The organism is Fibrobacter sp. UWS1 (assembly GCF_002300445.1).
GTDB classification, from domain to species: domain Bacteria; phylum Fibrobacterota; class Fibrobacteria; order Fibrobacterales; family Fibrobacteraceae; genus Hallerella; species Hallerella intestinalis.
This window is the reverse complement of sequence record NZ_NSGW01000002.1, coordinates 986,195-1,003,667: the sequence shown is the minus strand read 5'-3', so window position 1 is coordinate 1,003,667 and position 17,473 is coordinate 986,195. Positions and strand designations below refer to the sequence as shown.

Here is a 17,473-nt window from a genome sequence, read left to right as displayed (position 1 = left end):
CCCTTCGACAGGCGGTTCCTGAGTTTATCGAAGGGCAGGGACCGGTTAAGAGTTGTTAGGAGTTAGGAGTTGGAACTAATAACTAATAACTGACTTCACCTTACGAAAAGAAAGATCTCGCTTTTAAAAAAAATTTAACACAAGTATTTGATAAAGAATTGTATATGATTTCCAAATTTTACATACAAATGATTACGTCGATTTTCAAATCCCAGCGAATCTACATTCATAAACACCCCTTTTCGCGATTCCTTTTCCGGCCACCTCTAAAAATTCATTTTCAAAAAATCAGTCGCATCAGAGTTACTAGTCCTCAGTTATCAGTTGTTAATGCACTTCACCCAAGCAATTTTTAAAGGTCGTCTTCCCTTTATTGTCAATATTTCCATGGACAAAGTCTTTCCCCAAAGCGACAAGGTGATTCATTCCAAGGTCACTTTCCGGAACCGCTACGGAATCCCCCTTGCTGCGGACCTTTACATTCCCAAAAAGGGAACGGGAAAGTTCAGGGCGGTTGCGGTCAGCGGGCCGTTTGGCGCGGTCAAGGAGCAAGCGTCCGGATTTTATGCCCAGACTCTGGCCGAAAACGGCTTTTTGACTTTGGCTTTTGACCCGTCCTTTACCGGGGAAAGCGGCGGCGACGTGCGGAACGTGGCATCGCCGGATATCAACACGGAGGATTTCAGCGCGGCGGTGGACTATCTGGTCAATCGCAGCGACGTGGATTCTTCCAAGGTGGGAATTTTGGGAATTTGCGGATTTGGCGGCATCGGCATCAACGCGGCGGCTATGGATACGCGAATCAAGGCGACAGTGGCCAGCACTTCCTATGATATGACCCGTGTTACCGCCAACGGTTACAACGACGTAAACGACAATGTGGACGCCCGGCAGAAAATGCTGGAATCTTTGAACGCTCAACGTTCCAAGGATTTTGCCCAGGGATTTTACGACAGGGCGGGGGGGAACCAGAAGCCCGAAGAGCAGACCGAGCAAACTCCCCAATTCCTGAAGGATTACAGCAATTATTACATGACGAAGCGAGGATTTCATGCCCGTTCGGTCAATTCCGTGGGCGGATGGAACAAGACCAGCAGCCTTCCTTTTGTTAATATGCCGTTCCTGCAGCGCATCGGCGAAATTCGGAATCCCGTTTTGCTGATTCACGGCGAAAAGGCGCATAGCCGCTACTTTAGCGAGACCATGTTCCAAAATATGCAAAAGGGGCATTTTCCGGAAAACAAGGAACTTCTGATTGTTCCGGGCGCAAACCACGTGGATCTTTACGATAATGCGGAAAAGATTCCTTTTGCAAGGATCGTGGAATTTTTTGGCCGGATGTAATCTGCGTTTCCCGCTCGCCGGAATCTGGCGGGTGGAATTTTTTTTGCTGTTTTATGAATGGCGTTTCGGGAAGCGCGCCTTTTTCCCGTCATTGCGAGGAATGTAAGTGACGAGGCAATTTTTGCTTGCCGTTGAAAAGATTGCTTCGCTCCTTTGGAGCTCGTAATGACGGTTAAAGAGGGGGCGGTTCGTCATTGCGAGAAGAGTAGCGGCGTGGCAATTCTGTGAAAAGTCGTCATTGCGAGGAACGTTAGCGACCCATGAGCCTTGGGAACTTGTTCCCTTAGACGAATTGTCCCTTCCAGGGATACTTCAACTACGGAATCAAAGATTCCAAGTTTCAGGGATGCGCCGCCGTGGCAATTCTTGCTGGCACCTCGTCATTGCGAGGAGCGTAGCGACGTGGCAATCTTGTCAGCGGGAAAGGATTGCTTCTACACTTCGAGTATAACTCCACTAAGGTAACAAAGTTACCAAGTGTCGTATATCCACATAGAGGATAACTTAACTAGGGCAATAAATCGCCCAGTTTCGTAATAGCTTCGTTTGCAAAGATGCTTGCTATCAAAGGGGATTGCCGCGCTTCGCTCGCAATGACGGAAGAGGGGTGTTCGCAATGGCGGTAAGGGTTGCGGTTACGGTGTAGAGTGCAATGCGAGGGTACCGGTCCGCGGAGTCTGTCCCGCAGGTTGGCATTTGCCCAGTAAAGCGGAATGGGAAACTCTGTTCGTGACCGTCGGCGGTACGAATGTCGCCGGAACAAAGCTCAAGTCCAAGAGTGGTTGGTACAATAATGGCAACGGCATGGACACTTATGGCTTTTCCGTGTTGCCAGCGGGCATCCACGATGGCGATGGCAGTTACCGCACCGCCGGCAAGCACGCAGGCTTGTGGGGTTCTACGGAGAACAGCAGCTATGCGTACTACTGGTTCTTCGCCTACGACAGCGAGCGCGTGGGCTCGGGTTACACCTACAAGAACGAAGGTTTTTCCATCCGTTGCATCAAGGATTAGCTCAAGTTTGAAATCGCCTTTCAAAAACGCGAACCCTATTCAAAACGTAAAAGCTCTGTCAAGTTGAATTCCGGCTTGGCAGTTTTTGTTCGGTCATCAACTGCGCTTTGGCTGTTACCCTTTCCTCAGAAGCTTTCAAATGGGTGATTTCCTCCCCAAAGAATAAAAATTTCAGAAAATTCCGAAAACCTCTTGACAATGTTTTTTTTTGTTTACATTTGGAGTGATAAAAGGGATGAAATAAAATGACAAATCGAGTCGTTGCCCAATCATCCCGGCGTGAGCTGCGCCAGGCATAATTTAAAGGAGATGGAACCATGCAAAAAGAACTTTCGTTAGCTGTCGCTACTGCATCTGCGGCGATTTTCCTCACAGCTTGCGGAGACGAGAATACCACCAACATCACGGAAACCACCGGTATCGCCGTCGTTGCAGCGGGGGATTCGCTGCCCGCCTGCGGCGAGGAGAACGTGGGCGAAATCGTATTCGCCGAGGATTCCGCACAGGTTTATTACTGCGCCGACGGAAAATGGACGACGCTCAAGGGCGAACAGGGCGAACAAGGCGAAACGGGGGAAGCTGGGGCTGACGGCAAGGATGGAGAGAATGGCTCGGACGGTTCCAGCTGCACAGCCATTCCGGTGGATGGCGGAATTGAAGTCCGCTGCGACGGCGAAGTTGTGGGAGTCATCGCCAACGGCAAGGATGGAACCGACGGCGAAGAGGGTTCGGATGGAAAAGGCTGCATTGCGGAAGCCATCGAGAATGGCTACAAGATTCTTTGCGGTGGCGACTCCATCGGCGTATTGCTGAACGGCGAACAGGGCGAGCAGGGAATTCAGGGTGAAAAAGGCCAAGATGGCGCAAGTTGCACTGCCGTAGCTTTAGAAGACAATTCCGGGTTTAATGTTATATGCGGCGGCGATACCATTGGCGTATTGAAAAATGGGGAGAAGGGGAAAACCGGTGAAAATGGCTCGGGCTGCAAAATAGCCGACCTGGGCGATGGCGTTGTGGAAGTGACCTGCGGCGAAGGGGAGAACGCCTCGACGACGACTCTGTATAAGGCCATGTGCGGAGCGGCAGCCTACGATCCGGCAACGCAAATTTGCGCGGACAACCAAATCGTGGTGTGTTCGGAAGCGCTGGACGGCGAGAAGATTACGGTGAACGGGATTTCCTACCAATGCTGGGAACAGAAGTGGATTGAAGAAAAGGAGAATTGGCAATATCTGAATCCTGCGATTTCCTATGAAATGTTCAAAGACGCACGCGATGGACAAATTTACAAGTCCGTGAAAATCGGAAATCAAGTTTGGATGGCGGAGAACTTGAACTATGATTACAATGAAGGAACCGCTAAAAGTTACTGCTACAACGACGAACAGGAGTCCTGTGCCAAGTATGGTCGGCTCTATACTTGGGCTGCGGCGATGGACAGTGCCGGGGTATTCGGCGATGGCGGCAAGGGCTGCGGTTTCCTCGTAACATGCTCTGCAAAGGAACCGGTTCGCGGCGTTTGTCCCGAAAGCTGGCACTTGCCCAGCGACACGGAATGGAAAACTCTGTTCACGGCTGTTGGCGGTACGACTGTCGCCGGAACAAAGCTCAAGTCCAAGAGTGGTTGGTACAATAATGGCAACGGTACGGACGAATATGGCTTTTCCGGGGTGCCAGCGGGCAACCGCGATCGCGAGGGCCTTTACAACGACGCAGGCAAGGACGCTCGCTTCTGGAGTTCTACGGAGAGGGGCAGCTTCCCTGCGTACCTCTGGATCTTCTCCTACGGCAACACGACCGTGTCCTCGGGTTACCACGACAAGTTCTTCGGCTATTCCATCCGTTGCATCAAGGATTAGCTCAAGTTTGAATTTGCCTATCCAAAACGCGTGCCCTATTCAAAACTTAAAAAGCTCTGTCAGGTCGAATTCCGGCTTGGCAGCTTTTTTTGTAATCGATTTTATATTTTTAGAGGAAACTCTAGGAGATGATTATGGCATTTCAAGAAATCCAAGCGGACGGCCTTCAAAACAATCCTTTTCAGCTGTTCCATAAAGATTGGACGCTGATTACCGCCGAGCATGCGGGCAAAACCAATATGATGACGGCTTCCTGGGGTGGCTTGGGAATTATGTGGAACAAACCCGTCGCCTATATTGTCGTGCGCCCCCAGCGTTTTACCAAAAAACTGATAGACGCTTCGGTAACCTTATCCCTCTGCTTTTTCGAGGAAAAATTTCGCAAGGAACTGGCTTTTTGTGGCAAGCATTCGGGAAAGGACGTGGATAAAATCGCGGAATGCCATTTGACTCTACAACACGAAAAGGAAACTCCCTATTTTGATGAGGCCCGGCTGGTTCTTCTGTGCAAAAAACTCTTTGCGCAGCCCTTCGACAAAAAGAGCTTTGTGGATTTGACCATTCCAGAAAAGGTCTATCAGGACGGCGATTTTCACACGCTCTACATTTTGGAAATCGAAAAAATCCTAAAGAAGATCTAGCCCGCCTTCCCTCAACTCCATTTGCGGAAAGCGTCCAAAAAAATTTCGCAGACTTTGCTCATCGCCTGTTGCTTCTTCCACACCAGCTGCAGTTCCGTTTCCTGTTTCGGGGAAAAGGGACGAAAGCAAAGACGGGAATTTTCAGAGGTGTGAACCAGTTTGTCCAGCGTGATGGCGACACCCAGAGCTTCGTCCACCATGAGCGCGGCGTTGAAAATCAAATTGTAAGAAGCCACAACGTGGAGCGAATCCAAATCCCGACCCAGCCAGCCGGAAAAATCCTTGAATTGCATGCTCTGCTGGGAAACAATCAAGGGAACGTCCAGAAGATCGTCAGGCGTAATGCTTTCTTTTTGTGCCAAGGGATGGTCTTTTCGGACAAGGAGTCCCCAGACGTCACGCTCGGAAAGGTTCAAAAAATTGTATTTGAAAAAGTTGGCCGAAGTCAGCAAAACGCCAAAGTCCAAAATTCCCTGGTCCAGTTTTTCCGAAACATTGCTGGCGTTTCCGCTGTATAAGTGGATTCGGATTTTCGGAAATTGGGATTGCAAATTTTTGATGATGCGGATGACTTTTCGCATCCCTTCCGTTTCCGCACAGCCGATGTAAATGTCCCCGGCGATTTCCTCGTCCTTGGAGGATGAAAATTCCTGCTCTGTCCGTTTCACAAGAGTCATGATTTCTTCGGCCCGCTGCTTGAAGCGGATGCCTTCCTGGGTGAGGAGCGTTTTTTGCCCAGCGCGGTAAAATAATTTCACGCCCAATTCCTCTTCCAGCTCCTGCATTTGCCGGGAGAGTGTAGGCTGGGTGACAAACAGGACGTTCTGACCGGCTGCAGAAAAACTTTCCGCTTCGGCTATGGCCAAAAAATATTTCAAAGTTCGGATTTCCATGAATGGAAAAATACATAAACTGCATGGAATGGAAAATGGGAAGCATTTTTGCTGTTCAAAGTGGCACCGGAATTTTTGCAGTTGTCCGTGGACTTCGCTTCTTTGGGGAAAATCGATGCAAATTGTTGGAACGCTTTATTTTTTGAACTAATAGTGTCCGCTAAAAGTTAATCAATTTCGTAGAAAAGTTACGCGAATTTTCACCGTCAATGCGACTGATATAGGTTGAATCGGGAAGAAAAAAAGTTCCCTAGGGCTAGCCCCTGGGGAACCTGGCCGAAACTTTTCTACCTTGCCGATTCTACCAAAAAAGGACATGGCGGTGAGTCTCAACCAAGCACAAAGATACGAAATACGAGCGCTCAATGCGGCAAAGATCCCCCGAAAAACATAGCCTTGCAGCTGAAGGTCCACAAATCCACAATCTACAGGGAACTAAACAGGGGCGGCGGCCGCCAGCATTACGACCCGGTCAAGTCGCAGGAACGGGCAGACCTCCTTGCCGCGACAAGTCACCTGCATTACGACTACGACGAGGACGACTGGAAAATCGTGGACGGGAAAATCAAGGAAGACTACTCTCCCGAACAGGTGAACGGACGCGCGAAACTCGATGGGATGGGTGTCCCTAGCGTCGCCACGATATACAGGCATGTGAACAAGGACGAGGACCTGAAGAAGCACTTGCGGCACGGCAAGAAACCATACCGTAAGCGCGGGGAGAAGAAGGACAAGAGAGGCCAGATTGTAGGCCGCGTGCCCATCGAGGAACGTCCGGCAATCGTGGACGAGAAATCACGCGTAGGCGACATCGAGATAGACCTGATAAACAGCGCGGACCATGACGCGAACCTGCTCACGATCAACGACAGGATGACGAATTACAGCCTGATAAGGTATCTTCCGACGAAGAACGCGAAAGACCTGAAGAGAACGCTTGTGAGGGCGCTGAAGGACTTTGAGAAAACGTTCGAAGTCAAGATTCTCACAATCACTTCGGACAACGGGAAGGAGTTCGCCTGTCACGCAGAAATAGCGAAAGCTATGAAGGCGGATTACTACTTTGCGAACCCGTACCACTCCTGGGAGCGCGGTGCCAACGAGAACATGAACGGTCTAATACGCCAATATCTTCCCAAGAAGGAGTCGTTCAAGGGAATCTCTCCCCGGAAAGTTCGCTGGATACAGGATAAACTGAACAACAGGCCTCGAAAAAGGCTTGACTTTATGACCCCTTTAGAGTATATTTATACGCAAGTTAAACTACAAACCTAAGTCGCGTTAGCGACGAAAATCCGCCTTTTCTACGAAATTGATTAACTTTTAGCGGACACTATTAGTTCAAAAAATAAAGCGTTCCAACAATTTGCATCGATTTTCCCCAAAGAAGCGAAGTCCACGGACAACTGCAAAAATTCCGGTGCCACTTTGAACAGCAAAAATGCTTCCCATTTTCCATTCCATGCAGTTTATGTATTTTTCCATTCATGGAAATCCGAACTTTGAAATATTTTTTGGCCATAGCCGAAGCGGAAAGTTTTTCTGCAGCCGGTCAGAACGTCCTGTTTGTCACCCAGCCTACACTCTCCCGGCAAATGCAGGAGCTGGAAGAGGAATTGGGCGTGAAATTATTTTACCGCGCTGGGCAAAAAACGCTCCTCACCCAGGAAGGCATCCGCTTCAAGCAGCGGGCCGAAGAAATCATGACTCTTGTGAAACGGACAGAGCAGGAATTTTCATCCTCCAAGGACGAGGAAATCGCCGGGGACATTTACATCGGCTGTGCGGAAACGGAAGGGATGCGAAAAGTCATCCGCATCATCAAAAATTTGCAATCCCAATTTCCGAAAATCCGAATCCACTTATACAGCGGAAACGCCAGCAATGTTTCGGAAAAACTGGACCAGGGAATTTTGGACTTTGGCGTTTTGCTGACTTCGGCCAACTTTTTCAAATACAATTTTTTGAACCTTTCCGAGCGTGACGTCTGGGGACTCCTTGTCCGAAAAGACCATCCCTTGGCACAAAAAGAAAGCATTACGCCTGACGATCTTCTGGACGTTCCCTTGATTGTTTCCCAGCAGAGCATGCAATTCAAGGATTTTTCCGGCTGGCTGGGTCGGGATTTGGATTCGCTCCACGTTGTGGCTTCTTACAATTTGATTTTCAACGCCGCGCTCATGGTGGACGAAGCTCTGGGTGTCGCCATCACGCTGGACAAACTGGTTCACACCTCTGAAAATTCCCGTCTTTGCTTTCGTCCCTTTTCCCCGAAACAGGAAACGGAACTGCAGCTGGTGTGGAAGAAGCAACAGGCGATGAGCAAAGTCTGCGAAATTTTTTTGGACGCTTTCCGCAAATGGAGTTGAGGGAAGGCGGGCTAGATCTTCTTTAGGATTTTTTCGATTTCCAAAATGTAGAGCGTGTGAAAATCGCCGTCCTGATAGACCTTTTCTGGAATGGTCAAATCCACAAAGCTCTTTTTGTCGAAGGGCTGCGCAAAGAGTTTTTTGCACAGAAGAACCAGCCGGGCCTCATCAAAATAGGGAGTTTCCTTTTCGTGTTGTAGAGTCAAATGGCATTCCGCGATTTTATCCACGTCCTTTCCCGAATGCTTGCCACAAAAAGCCAGTTCCTTGCGAAATTTTTCCTCGAAAAAGCAGAGGGATAAGGTTACCGAAGCGTCTATCAGTTTTTTGGTAAAACGCTGGGGGCGCACGACAATATAGGCGACGGGTTTGTTCCACATAATTCCCAAGCCACCCCAGGAAGCCGTCATCATATTGGTTTTGCCCGCATGCTCGGCGGTAATCAGCGTCCAATCTTTATGGAACAGCTGAAAAGGATTGTTTTGAAGGCCGTCCGCTTGGATTTCTTGAAATGCCATAATCATCTCCTAGAGTTTCCTCTAAAAATATAAAATCGATTACAAAAAAAGCTGCCAAGCCGGAATTCGACCTGACAGAGCTTTTTAAGTTTTGAATAGGGCACGCGTTTTGGATAGGCAAATTCAAACTTGAGCTAATCCTTGATGCAACGGATGGAATAGCCGAAGAACTTGTCGTGGTAACCCGAGGACACGGTCGTGTTGCCGTAGGAGAAGATCCAGAGGTACGCAGGGAAGCTGCCCCTCTCCGTAGAACTCCAGAAGCGAGCGTCCTTGCCTGCGTCGTTGTAAAGGCCCTCGCGATCGCGGTTGCCCGCTGGCACCCCGGAAAAGCCATATTCGTCCGTACCGTTGCCATTATTGTACCAACCACTCTTGGACTTGAGCTTTGTTCCGGCGACAGTCGTACCGCCAACAGCCGTGAACAGAGTTTTCCATTCCGTGTCGCTGGGCAAGTGCCAGCTTTCGGGACAAACGCCGCGAACCGGTTCCTTTGCAGAGCATGTTACGAGGAAACCGCAGCCCTTGCCGCCATCGCCGAATACCCCGGCACTGTCCATCGCCGCAGCCCAAGTATAGAGCCGACCATACTTGGCACAGGACTCCTGTTCGTCGTTGTAGCAGTAACTTTTAGCGGTTCCTTCATTGTAATCATAGTTCAAGTTCTCCGCCATCCAAACTTGATTTCCGATTTTCACGGACTTGTAAATTTGTCCATCGCGTGCGTCTTTGAACATTTCATAGGAAATCGCAGGATTCAGATATTGCCAATTCTCCTTTTCTTCAATCCACTTCTGTTCCCAGCATTGGTAGGAAATCCCGTTCACCGTAATCTTCTCGCCGTCCAGCGCTTCCGAACACACCACGATTTGGTTGTCCGCGCAAATTTGCGTTGCCGGATCGTAGGCTGCCGCTCCGCACATGGCCTTATACAGAGTCGTCGTCGAGGCGTTCTCCCCTTCGCCGCAGGTCACTTCCACAACGCCATCGCCCAGGTCGGCTATTTTGCAGCCCGAGCCATTTTCACCGGTTTTCCCCTTCTCCCCATTTTTCAATACGCCAATGGTATCGCCGCCGCATATAACATTAAACCCGGAATTGTCTTCTAAAGCTACGGCAGTGCAACTTGCGCCATCTTGGCCTTTTTCACCCTGAATTCCCTGCTCGCCCTGTTCGCCGTTCAGCAATACGCCGATGGAGTCGCCACCGCAAAGAATCTTGTAGCCATTCTCGATGGCTTCCGCAATGCAGCCTTTTCCATCCGAACCCTCTTCGCCGTCGGTTCCATCCTTGCCGTTGGCGATGACTCCCACAACTTCGCCGTCGCAGCGGACTTCAATTCCGCCATCCACCGGAATGGCTGTGCAGCTGGAACCGTCCGAGCCATTCTCTCCATCCTTGCCGTCAGCCCCAGCTTCCCCCGTTTCGCCTTGTTCGCCCTGTTCGCCCTTGAGCGTCGTCCATTTTCCGTCGGCGCAGTAATAAACCTGTGCGGAATCCTCGGCGAATACGATTTCGCCCACGTTCTCCTCGCCGCAGGCGGGCAGCGAATCCCCCGCTGCAACGACGGCGATACCGGTGGTTTCCGTGATGTTGGTGGTATTCTCGTCTCCGCAAGCTGTGAGGAAAATCGCCGCAGATGCAGTAGCGACAGCTAACGAAAGTTCTTTTTGCATGGTTCCATCTCCTTTAAATTATGCCTGGCGCAGCTCACGCCGGGATGATTGGGCAACGACTCGATTTGTCATTTTATTTCATCCCTTTTATCACTCCAAATGTAAACAAAAAAAAACATTGTCAAGAGGTTTTCGGAATTTTCTGAAATTTTTATTCTTTGGGGAGGAAATCACCCATTTGAAAGCTTCTGAGGAAAGGGTAACAGCCAAAGCGCAGTTGATGACCGAACAAAAACTGCCAAGCCGGAATTCAACTTGACAGAGCTTTTACGTTTTGAATAGGGTTCGCGTTTTTGAAAGGCGATTTCAAACTTGAGCTAATCCTTGATGCAACGGATGGAAAAACCTTCGTTCTTGTAGGTGTAACCCGAGCCCACGCGCTCGCTGTCGTAGGCGAAGAACCAGTAGTACGCATAGCTGCTGTTCTCCGTAGAACCCCACAAGCCTGCGTGCTTGCCGGCGGTGCGGTAACTGCCATCGCCATCGTGGATGCCCGCTGGCAACACGGAAAAGCCATAAGTGTCCATGCCGTTGCCATTATTGTACCAACCACTCTTGGACTTGAGCTTTGTTCCGGCGACATTCGTACCGCCGACGGTCACGAACAGAGTTTCCCATTCCGCTTTACTGGGCAAATGCCAACCTGCGGGACAGACTCCGCGGACCGGTACCCTCGCATTGCACTCTACACCGTAACCGCAACCCTTACCGCCATTGCGAACACCCCTCTTCCGTCATTGCGAGCGAAGCGCGGCAATCCCCTTTGATAGCAAGCATCTTTGCAAACGAAGCTATTACGAAACTGGGCGATTTATTGCCCTAGTTAAGTTATCCTCTATGTGGATATACGACACTTGGTAACTTTGTTACCTTAGTGGAGTTATACTCGAAGTGTAGAAGCAATCCTTTCCCGCTGACAAGATTGCCACGTCGCTACGCTCCTCGCAATGACGAGGTGCCAGCAAGAATTGCCACGGCGGCGCATCCCTGAAACTTGGAATCTTTGATTCCGTAGTTGAAGTATCCCTGGAAGGGACAATTCGTCTAAGGGAACAAGTTCCCAAGGCTCATGGGTCGCTAACGTTCCTCGCAATGACGACTTTTCACAGAATTGCCACGCCGCTACTCTTCTCGCAATGACGAACCGCCCCCTCTTTAACCGTCATTACGAGCTCCAAAGGAGCGAAGCAATCTTTTCAACGGCAAGCAAAAATTGCCTCGTCACTTACATTCCTCGCAATGACGGGAAAAAGGCGCGCTTCCCGAAACGCCATTCATAAAACAGCAAAAAAAATTCCACCCGCCAGATTCCGGCGAGCGGGAAACGCAGATTACATCCGGCCAAAAAATTCCACGATCCTTGCAAAAGGAATCTTTTCCGCATTATCGTAAAGATCCACGTGGTTTGCGCCCGGAACAATCAGAAGTTCCTTGTTTTCCGGAAAATGCCCCTTTTGCATATTTTGGAACATGGTCTCGCTAAAGTAGCGGCTATGCGCCTTTTCGCCGTGAATCAGCAAAACGGGATTCCGAATTTCGCCGATGCGCTGCAGGAACGGCATATTAACAAAAGGAAGGCTGCTGGTCTTGTTCCATCCGCCCACGGAATTGACCGAACGGGCATGAAATCCTCGCTTCGTCATGTAATAATTGCTGTAATCCTTCAGGAATTGGGGAGTTTGCTCGGTCTGCTCTTCGGGCTTCTGGTTCCCCCCCGCCCTGTCGTAAAATCCCTGGGCAAAATCCTTGGAACGTTGAGCGTTCAAAGATTCCAGCATTTTCTGCCGGGCGTCCACATTGTCGTTTACGTCGTTGTAACCGTTGGCGGTAACACGGGTCATATCATAGGAAGTGCTGGCCACTGTCGCCTTGATTCGCGTATCCATAGCCGCCGCGTTGATGCCGATGCCGCCAAATCCGCAAATTCCCAAAATTCCCACCTTGGAAGAATCCACGTCGCTGCGATTGACCAGATAGTCCACCGCCGCGCTGAAATCCTCCGTGTTGATATCCGGCGATGCCACGTTCCGCACGTCGCCGCCGCTTTCCCCGGTAAAGGACGGGTCAAAAGCCAAAGTCAAAAAGCCGTTTTCGGCCAGAGTCTGGGCATAAAATCCGGACGCTTGCTCCTTGACCGCGCCAAACGGCCCGCTGACCGCAACCGCCCTGAACTTTCCCGTTCCCTTTTTGGGAATGTAAAGGTCCGCAGCAAGGGGGATTCCGTAGCGGTTCCGGAAAGTGACCTTGGAATGAATCACCTTGTCGCTTTGGGGAAAGACTTTGTCCCATTCTTCCGAAAGGGCGAGCTTATTTTCCTTTTCAGTTGTCTGCATATTTTTTTCCTCCGAACAGGCGGTAAACAATAGAAGGCTTAAGGTGGCAATGGAGAGTAGAATTTTCTTTTTCATCCTGTCCTCACGATTTAGGTTTTCCGATGCCTTTAATTTAGCGAAAAGATTTGCCAATATCAAATACTTTATTTTCATAAGGATTTATGCCTTTCAAGCATAACGCCGTCGAAGTTCAGACATTATTTTCATTCAATTACAGAAATTTTTGCCATTTTTCCTTCAAACCTCTCCAAGTTCCCAAGCCTTTAAATATTTGTTCAATTTGCTATCTTTTGAGCAATTAAACCCATAGGAGAAAAAAATGAAAAAAGCATTTGTATCTATTTTCGCCGCCTTGGCACTGACAGGTGCCGCTTTTGCACAGGAAGACGAATACGAAGTCGTGGAATACGAAGAAGTCGTAGAAGAAGTTCCCGCCCAACCCGCAGCCGCGCCGGCCAGAACGTACACCACAACTTCCACAGCCAAAGCCGCTCCGGCAAAGAGCAGCAGCGACAAGCCGTTCTTCGGAATCGGTTTGGACGTGATTAAAGCCATCAACGGCTCCGGTTACCTGAACTTCGTCTTCAATCTCAACCCGTCGATAGCCTTGACCGGAATTTTCGGGCTCTCTCACCATGGAGAAACGACCGTAGAAGCGAATAGTGTGAAACAAGACATGGGCGACGATTACACGGCCATCCATATCGGTGCCGGTTTCGACTACTACCTCCCCTCCAACCTCTCCCCGTTCTCTGTCGGCGGTGAATTTATTTTCAACCGTTTCAAAGAAGACAACTGCGCTATCGACTTCAACTTCCTGGCAGGTGTCCACGCCAATCTCGCCAAGAACCTCGTTCTCAGCGGCAAAGCCGGTTTAAACATGGAATACCAATGGTCGACCGAACTCGTGGAAGGCGGCGAAAACGGCTATGAATATGATGTCAGTCGTTTCGAATATGATGTCAGTCGTTTCGATTGGAGCATTGCGTACAAGGTCTACCTCACCTGGTTCGTGTTCTAATCCGTCGAAAGGCGAATTCTTTGAAACGCTCCCGCTTTCCCGCGGGAGTTTTTTTGTCCCAGTCCGCACTGCCCAATCGCCAAGCGTCCGTTTCAAGCCCGAATCGCAAAAGCAGAAAAATCGTTCTTGAAGGAAGGGCGTTCCCGCCGCTTCGCGGCGGTCGGGCTTGCTCCGGGGTTCGCCGTCTTGCGCGGCTCCGTTCCCGTTCCGGGAACCGGCTTCGCCGCCCTCCACATCCCTAACGCGACATTCAAAACTATCCTTTGGGAAATGCGAAAAAGGAGTCAAGGCCTCCTCTAAAAATCGCCTTGGTAAATGCTTCGGTCATTTCAACATGCTCACGAACTAAGACGCGCCACCGGGGCTGCGGAAAAAGATTGCTTCTACACTTCGAGTATAACTCCACTAAGGTAACAAAGTTACCAAGTGTCGTATATCCACATAGAGGATAACTCCACTAAGTCAATAAATTGACAAGTGTCGTATAACCCCTCCGGGGTTCGCAATGACGAAAAATCCCCAGCGAGCGCGTGGGCGAATGGAAAAACGCCCAAAAATTGTCAGCGAGCGTTTGGGCAACCGGAAAAAGGCCCAAACACAATGGCAAAGCAATCCTTGCGGGCAGCTCGTCATTGTGAAACGACCGCCAGCCGATTTGCGATTTCATCAAAGCGGCAGAATGCCGCACCTCCTATGCTCCCAACATCCAACTTCCAACTCCCAAGGCACCACTCTCTAACCACTTTACCAGACTACTGACCGCCAATTTTCCCCAGCCGCAAAATTCTTCCTGAAATTTTTCTATTTTTTGCCCAAAAATCCGTTGGAATACACAAGGAATGCGAATGACTACCTCCTCTAAACGCCCTAATTTGGAACAACAAAAAAACGCACAAAGTTCGCGAATGAACTCCATTATCAGCTTGAACGGCGAATGGGATGTCTTATTCGACACGGAAGATTCGGGCATCATCAATCGCTGGTATGCGACCTATCCGGCAGGCACGCAAACAATCCAGGTGCCGTGCATTTGGGAAAAATATTTCAGCAAGATGTCCTTGACGCAGGACGCCGCCTACTATTTCAAGCATTTCACTCTGGACGCCAAGCAGACCGCCAAGCGGGTATTCCTCCGTTTTGAACGCATTTCCATGCACGCCGTATTCTGGCTCAACGGCAAATACCTCGGTTCCCATTTCGGCGCCTACACCTCTTGCCTCCTCGACCTTTCCAAAGCGATAAAGATCGGAGAAGACAACGTTCTTTGCGTTCGCGTCGCCAACATGGGTTCCGCCAACAGCCGCATCGACTTGGGCAGAGAAAGCAAGGAAGGCGCCGACGACCGCTTCGTTCGGCCCTCGGAAATGCCCGTCGGACTTCCTTGGACGGAATATCCGTTCGGAGGCATCTACGGGAACGTGGACCTGATTCTCGGCGGAGCGGCCTTTATTTCCAACGTCCAACTGGAACCGGACCTCGACGAAGAACGCGTAACCGTCGATGTTTCCTTTAACAATCCCCGCGGATTTTCCACACGGCTCCGCATCCTGATGCGCAATCCCCGCGGCGAAGTCTGCGAACAGATCAAAGAGCTGAAACTGGAAAAGGAAAACGCCTCCAGCCGATTCGCCCTCAAAATCAACAACTTGAAAAAGAACAAAGATATTTGGGGTCTCTCCTCTCCAAAGCTGTTCACCCTGGAACTCCAGCTGGAAGCCAAAGGAAAAAACAAGGGCGAAGTCGAGCATTCCTTCTCCGTTGTCAAGACTTTCGCCTTCCGCAAATTCGACTGCATCAAGGGCGACTTCTACCTCAACGACTCCATTATCAAGATTCAGGGAGTCAGCTATTCCCAGCACTGGAGCGAAGGCGGACTCTGGAATGCGGACCCGGCAAAGCTTTTCAAGGATCTTGAAGCCATTCAAAAAGCGGGATTCAACGCCATCCGTTCCAACGGAGCACCGCTCAGCAACGAAGCTCTGGACATTTGCGATCAACTGGGGCTATTGGTTTTTCAGGAATTTCCCATTCACACGATGCGTTCCACCCCCCGCGGTCTCGACGAGGCCTATCGCCTCATCGCCGAACTCGTGTCAGAACAGAAGCACCACCCCTGCATTGTCGCTTGGATTCTCGGTTCCGAAAACGGCCCCCTGGTTTTGGAAAACGGAAACAAGCTTTTGAACGCCGTGGACAATTACGACAAGTGCCGCCCCATCATCAGCAACCTGAACTGCGTATTCCTTTCAAACGAAGAGGAATTCCGCAAAGATACCGGCAAACTGATGGGCGTCACCAACGAAAAAATTTTGCTGTATTCTTCGCACCGGATGCACTTGCGCATGAGTCCGAACGCCGCCCTGACGGACTTTCTCGCCCACTATTGCGACAAGAGTGCGATTGACGACGAAAGCGAGATTTCCATTCCGGACACTACCTTGGGCAATTCGCAATTCCAGGATGAATACGCAAATTTTGTAAACGACACGAACGGCAAGATTCTGGTGACATTCAAGAACCACTCGATTCTTCCGGCAAAGCCGACCGATATCAAAGGCCCACGAAGCCTAAAAAACAGCAAGGCCATTCGGCAGCTCTTCAAGCAGGTCGAAACCTTTGTCGCCGACAAGAATCTCTCCATCTGGAAGGACTTCAGCGCGTTCAACGCCGATGCCAAAAGGCTCGCGACGCAGAGCAAGCTCACGCAGATAGCCGCCCTCCAGAGCAACCCGCTCGTTTCCGGATTTATGTTGGATCAGTGGGCGGACTTCGGCACGGATTTCAGCGGCCTCGTCGACGAAAATCGCGGTTCCAAAAATCTGGAAGCCTTTGCCCAAGCGCTCACCGTTCCCACACGGCTCCTCGTGACGGGTTTTGAACCGGTCAGCGCTCCTCAGACCGAAATTTCGTTCCAGCTCGCCTTGCTGAACCACGCCCGTCTCGAAGATGTCGAAATTGAAATTGCGATTGTCGATGCGGACGGCAAAAAAGTTTCCAGCAACAAGCAGAAAGCGAAAGGCCAGACGAGCTTGACCCCGCTCGGAACTTTCACGACGGTCGCCCCGAAAAAACCGGGAACTTACCAGCTGAAACTGACTCTCCTTTCCCGCGGGGAAACCATCAGCGAGACCACGGAAAACATGCTTGTTCTCGAAGATGCCGACGTACAGAGCGCTATGTCTCAAGTCTGCTTCCTCGACAACTGCGGAGAAACTTCTGCGGACGCAAAGGCTGCTCTTGCCGGACCGGAAAAAATCATTTTCACGGCGAGTCTGAGTTCCTGGAACGACGACGTTTTGAACAAAATCGTGGAGCTTACCCGCGAGGGCGGCAAAACGCTCTTCCTTTCGGATTTGAACCCGGAAGATATTGAGACGTTCAATTCCAGCCACCACTTTTCGCAGACGATCGATTCCCACTTTACAACAGGTGCGAACGGAATTTCCGTACATTATCTCGTCAATAACTCCGAACTGCTTTCGGAATTTGCCGGCCACCAGATTTTGGACGATCTCGCCTCGTCGGTCATTCCGAGCATTTCTCTGACGGAATTGCCGGACGCCAAAGTCCTCGCTCGCTCGGTTTCGATTGCCGACGGCGAATTGAAAACAGGTGTCGATTTGCAAATTATTCCTTTTGGAAAGGGGCGCATCGTATTCAATCAGCTCAACCTGTTCGAAGGCCTGGAGACCAATCCCCTTGCCGACCGGGTATTTACAAAGCTGGTCCAGATGCTCGTCCGATAATCGCGATTCGATTCAGAATGACGCCGTGGAAAAATCCATGGCGTTTTTTGTTCCCGCCG

General features: G+C 50.3%; 12 protein-coding genes and 2 pseudogenes. 8 read left to right on the top strand and 6 right to left on the bottom strand.

What is annotated here, in order from left to right:
• The first annotated feature begins 387 nt into the window (after positions 1 to 387).
• The 4 genes and pseudogenes from BGX14_RS14615 to BGX14_RS14595 all read left to right on the top strand — a co-directional run bounded on the left by BGX14_RS14615 (position 388) and on the right by BGX14_RS14595 (position 4,858).
• On the top strand, positions 388 to 1,344 hold the full coding sequence (locus BGX14_RS14615; RefSeq protein ID WP_095880287.1) for an alpha/beta hydrolase: 957 nt from the start codon (positions 388 to 390) through the stop codon (positions 1,342 to 1,344).
• 678 nt (positions 1,345 to 2,022) lie between these two features.
• A pseudogene (locus BGX14_RS14610) lies at positions 2,023 to 2,358 on the top strand (FISUMP domain-containing protein); the annotation flags it as partial.
• A 317-nt stretch (positions 2,359 to 2,675) separates the two neighbouring features.
• The gene (locus BGX14_RS14600; RefSeq protein ID WP_095880285.1) at positions 2,676 to 4,217 is read left to right on the top strand and encodes an FISUMP domain-containing protein; all 1,542 of its coding nucleotides are present in this window, start codon (positions 2,676 to 2,678) and stop codon (positions 4,215 to 4,217) included.
• A 134-nt stretch (positions 4,218 to 4,351) separates the two neighbouring features.
• Entirely contained in the window at positions 4,352 to 4,858 is a 507-nt protein-coding gene (locus BGX14_RS14595; RefSeq protein WP_198951220.1) for a flavin reductase, read from the top strand.
• An 11-nt stretch (positions 4,859 to 4,869) separates the two neighbouring features.
• Here BGX14_RS14595 and BGX14_RS14590 read toward each other — a convergent pair whose 3' ends face one another.
• Positions 4,870 to 5,751, bottom strand: coding sequence for a LysR family transcriptional regulator (locus BGX14_RS14590; protein WP_095880286.1), 882 nt, complete (start codon positions 5,749 to 5,751; stop codon positions 4,870 to 4,872).
• A gap of 396 nt (positions 5,752 to 6,147) precedes the next feature.
• Here BGX14_RS14590 and BGX14_RS14585 point away from each other — a divergent pair, with 396 nt between their 5' ends.
• Complete coding sequence (locus BGX14_RS14585) at positions 6,148 to 7,026, top strand: IS30 family transposase (RefSeq protein ID WP_095879463.1); 879 nt, start codon at positions 6,148 to 6,150, stop codon at positions 7,024 to 7,026.
• A 212-nt stretch (positions 7,027 to 7,238) separates the two neighbouring features.
• Entirely contained in the window at positions 7,239 to 8,120 is an 882-nt protein-coding gene (locus BGX14_RS14580) for a LysR family transcriptional regulator (RefSeq protein ID WP_095880286.1), read from the top strand.
• A gap of 11 nt (positions 8,121 to 8,131) precedes the next feature.
• On the opposite strand, the gene BGX14_RS14575 is transcribed toward BGX14_RS14580, so the two are convergent.
• From BGX14_RS14575 to BGX14_RS14555, 4 genes and pseudogenes are all read right to left on the bottom strand, one after another.
• Complete coding sequence (locus BGX14_RS14575; protein WP_198951220.1) at positions 8,132 to 8,638, bottom strand: flavin reductase; 507 nt, start codon at positions 8,636 to 8,638, stop codon at positions 8,132 to 8,134.
• A 134-nt stretch (positions 8,639 to 8,772) separates the two neighbouring features.
• Positions 8,773 to 10,314 carry an FISUMP domain-containing protein gene (locus BGX14_RS14570; RefSeq protein WP_095880285.1) on the bottom strand — a complete coding sequence of 514 codons (1,542 nt, stop codon included), beginning with the start codon at positions 10,312 to 10,314 and terminating at the stop codon, positions 8,773 to 8,775.
• Between the two features lie 317 nt (positions 10,315 to 10,631).
• Positions 10,632 to 10,967, bottom strand: a pseudogene (locus BGX14_RS14560) (FISUMP domain-containing protein); the annotation flags it as partial.
• A 678-nt stretch (positions 10,968 to 11,645) separates the two neighbouring features.
• Positions 11,646 to 12,647 (bottom strand): alpha/beta hydrolase, encoded by a 1,002-nt coding sequence (locus BGX14_RS14555; RefSeq protein WP_233126568.1) that lies wholly within the window; start codon positions 12,645 to 12,647, stop codon positions 11,646 to 11,648.
• A 319-nt stretch (positions 12,648 to 12,966) separates the two neighbouring features.
• Between BGX14_RS14555 and BGX14_RS14550 the strand changes: the two genes are divergently transcribed.
• Positions 12,967 to 13,668: a hypothetical protein gene (locus BGX14_RS14550; protein WP_095880282.1), complete on the top strand. Its 702-nt coding sequence runs from the start codon at positions 12,967 to 12,969 to the stop codon at positions 13,666 to 13,668.
• Between the two features lie 92 nt (positions 13,669 to 13,760).
• Here the strand turns inward: BGX14_RS14550 and BGX14_RS15660 are convergent, their stop codons facing one another.
• Entirely contained in the window at positions 13,761 to 13,922 is a 162-nt protein-coding gene (locus BGX14_RS15660) for a hypothetical protein (RefSeq protein WP_158222085.1), read from the bottom strand.
• A gap of 651 nt (positions 13,923 to 14,573) precedes the next feature.
• Here BGX14_RS15660 and BGX14_RS14535 point away from each other — a divergent pair.
• Positions 14,574 to 17,414 carry a glycoside hydrolase family 2 protein gene (locus BGX14_RS14535; RefSeq protein ID WP_095880280.1) on the top strand — a complete coding sequence of 947 codons (2,841 nt, stop codon included), beginning with the start codon at positions 14,574 to 14,576 and terminating at the stop codon, positions 17,412 to 17,414.
• Positions 17,415 to 17,473 lie beyond the last annotated feature (59 nt).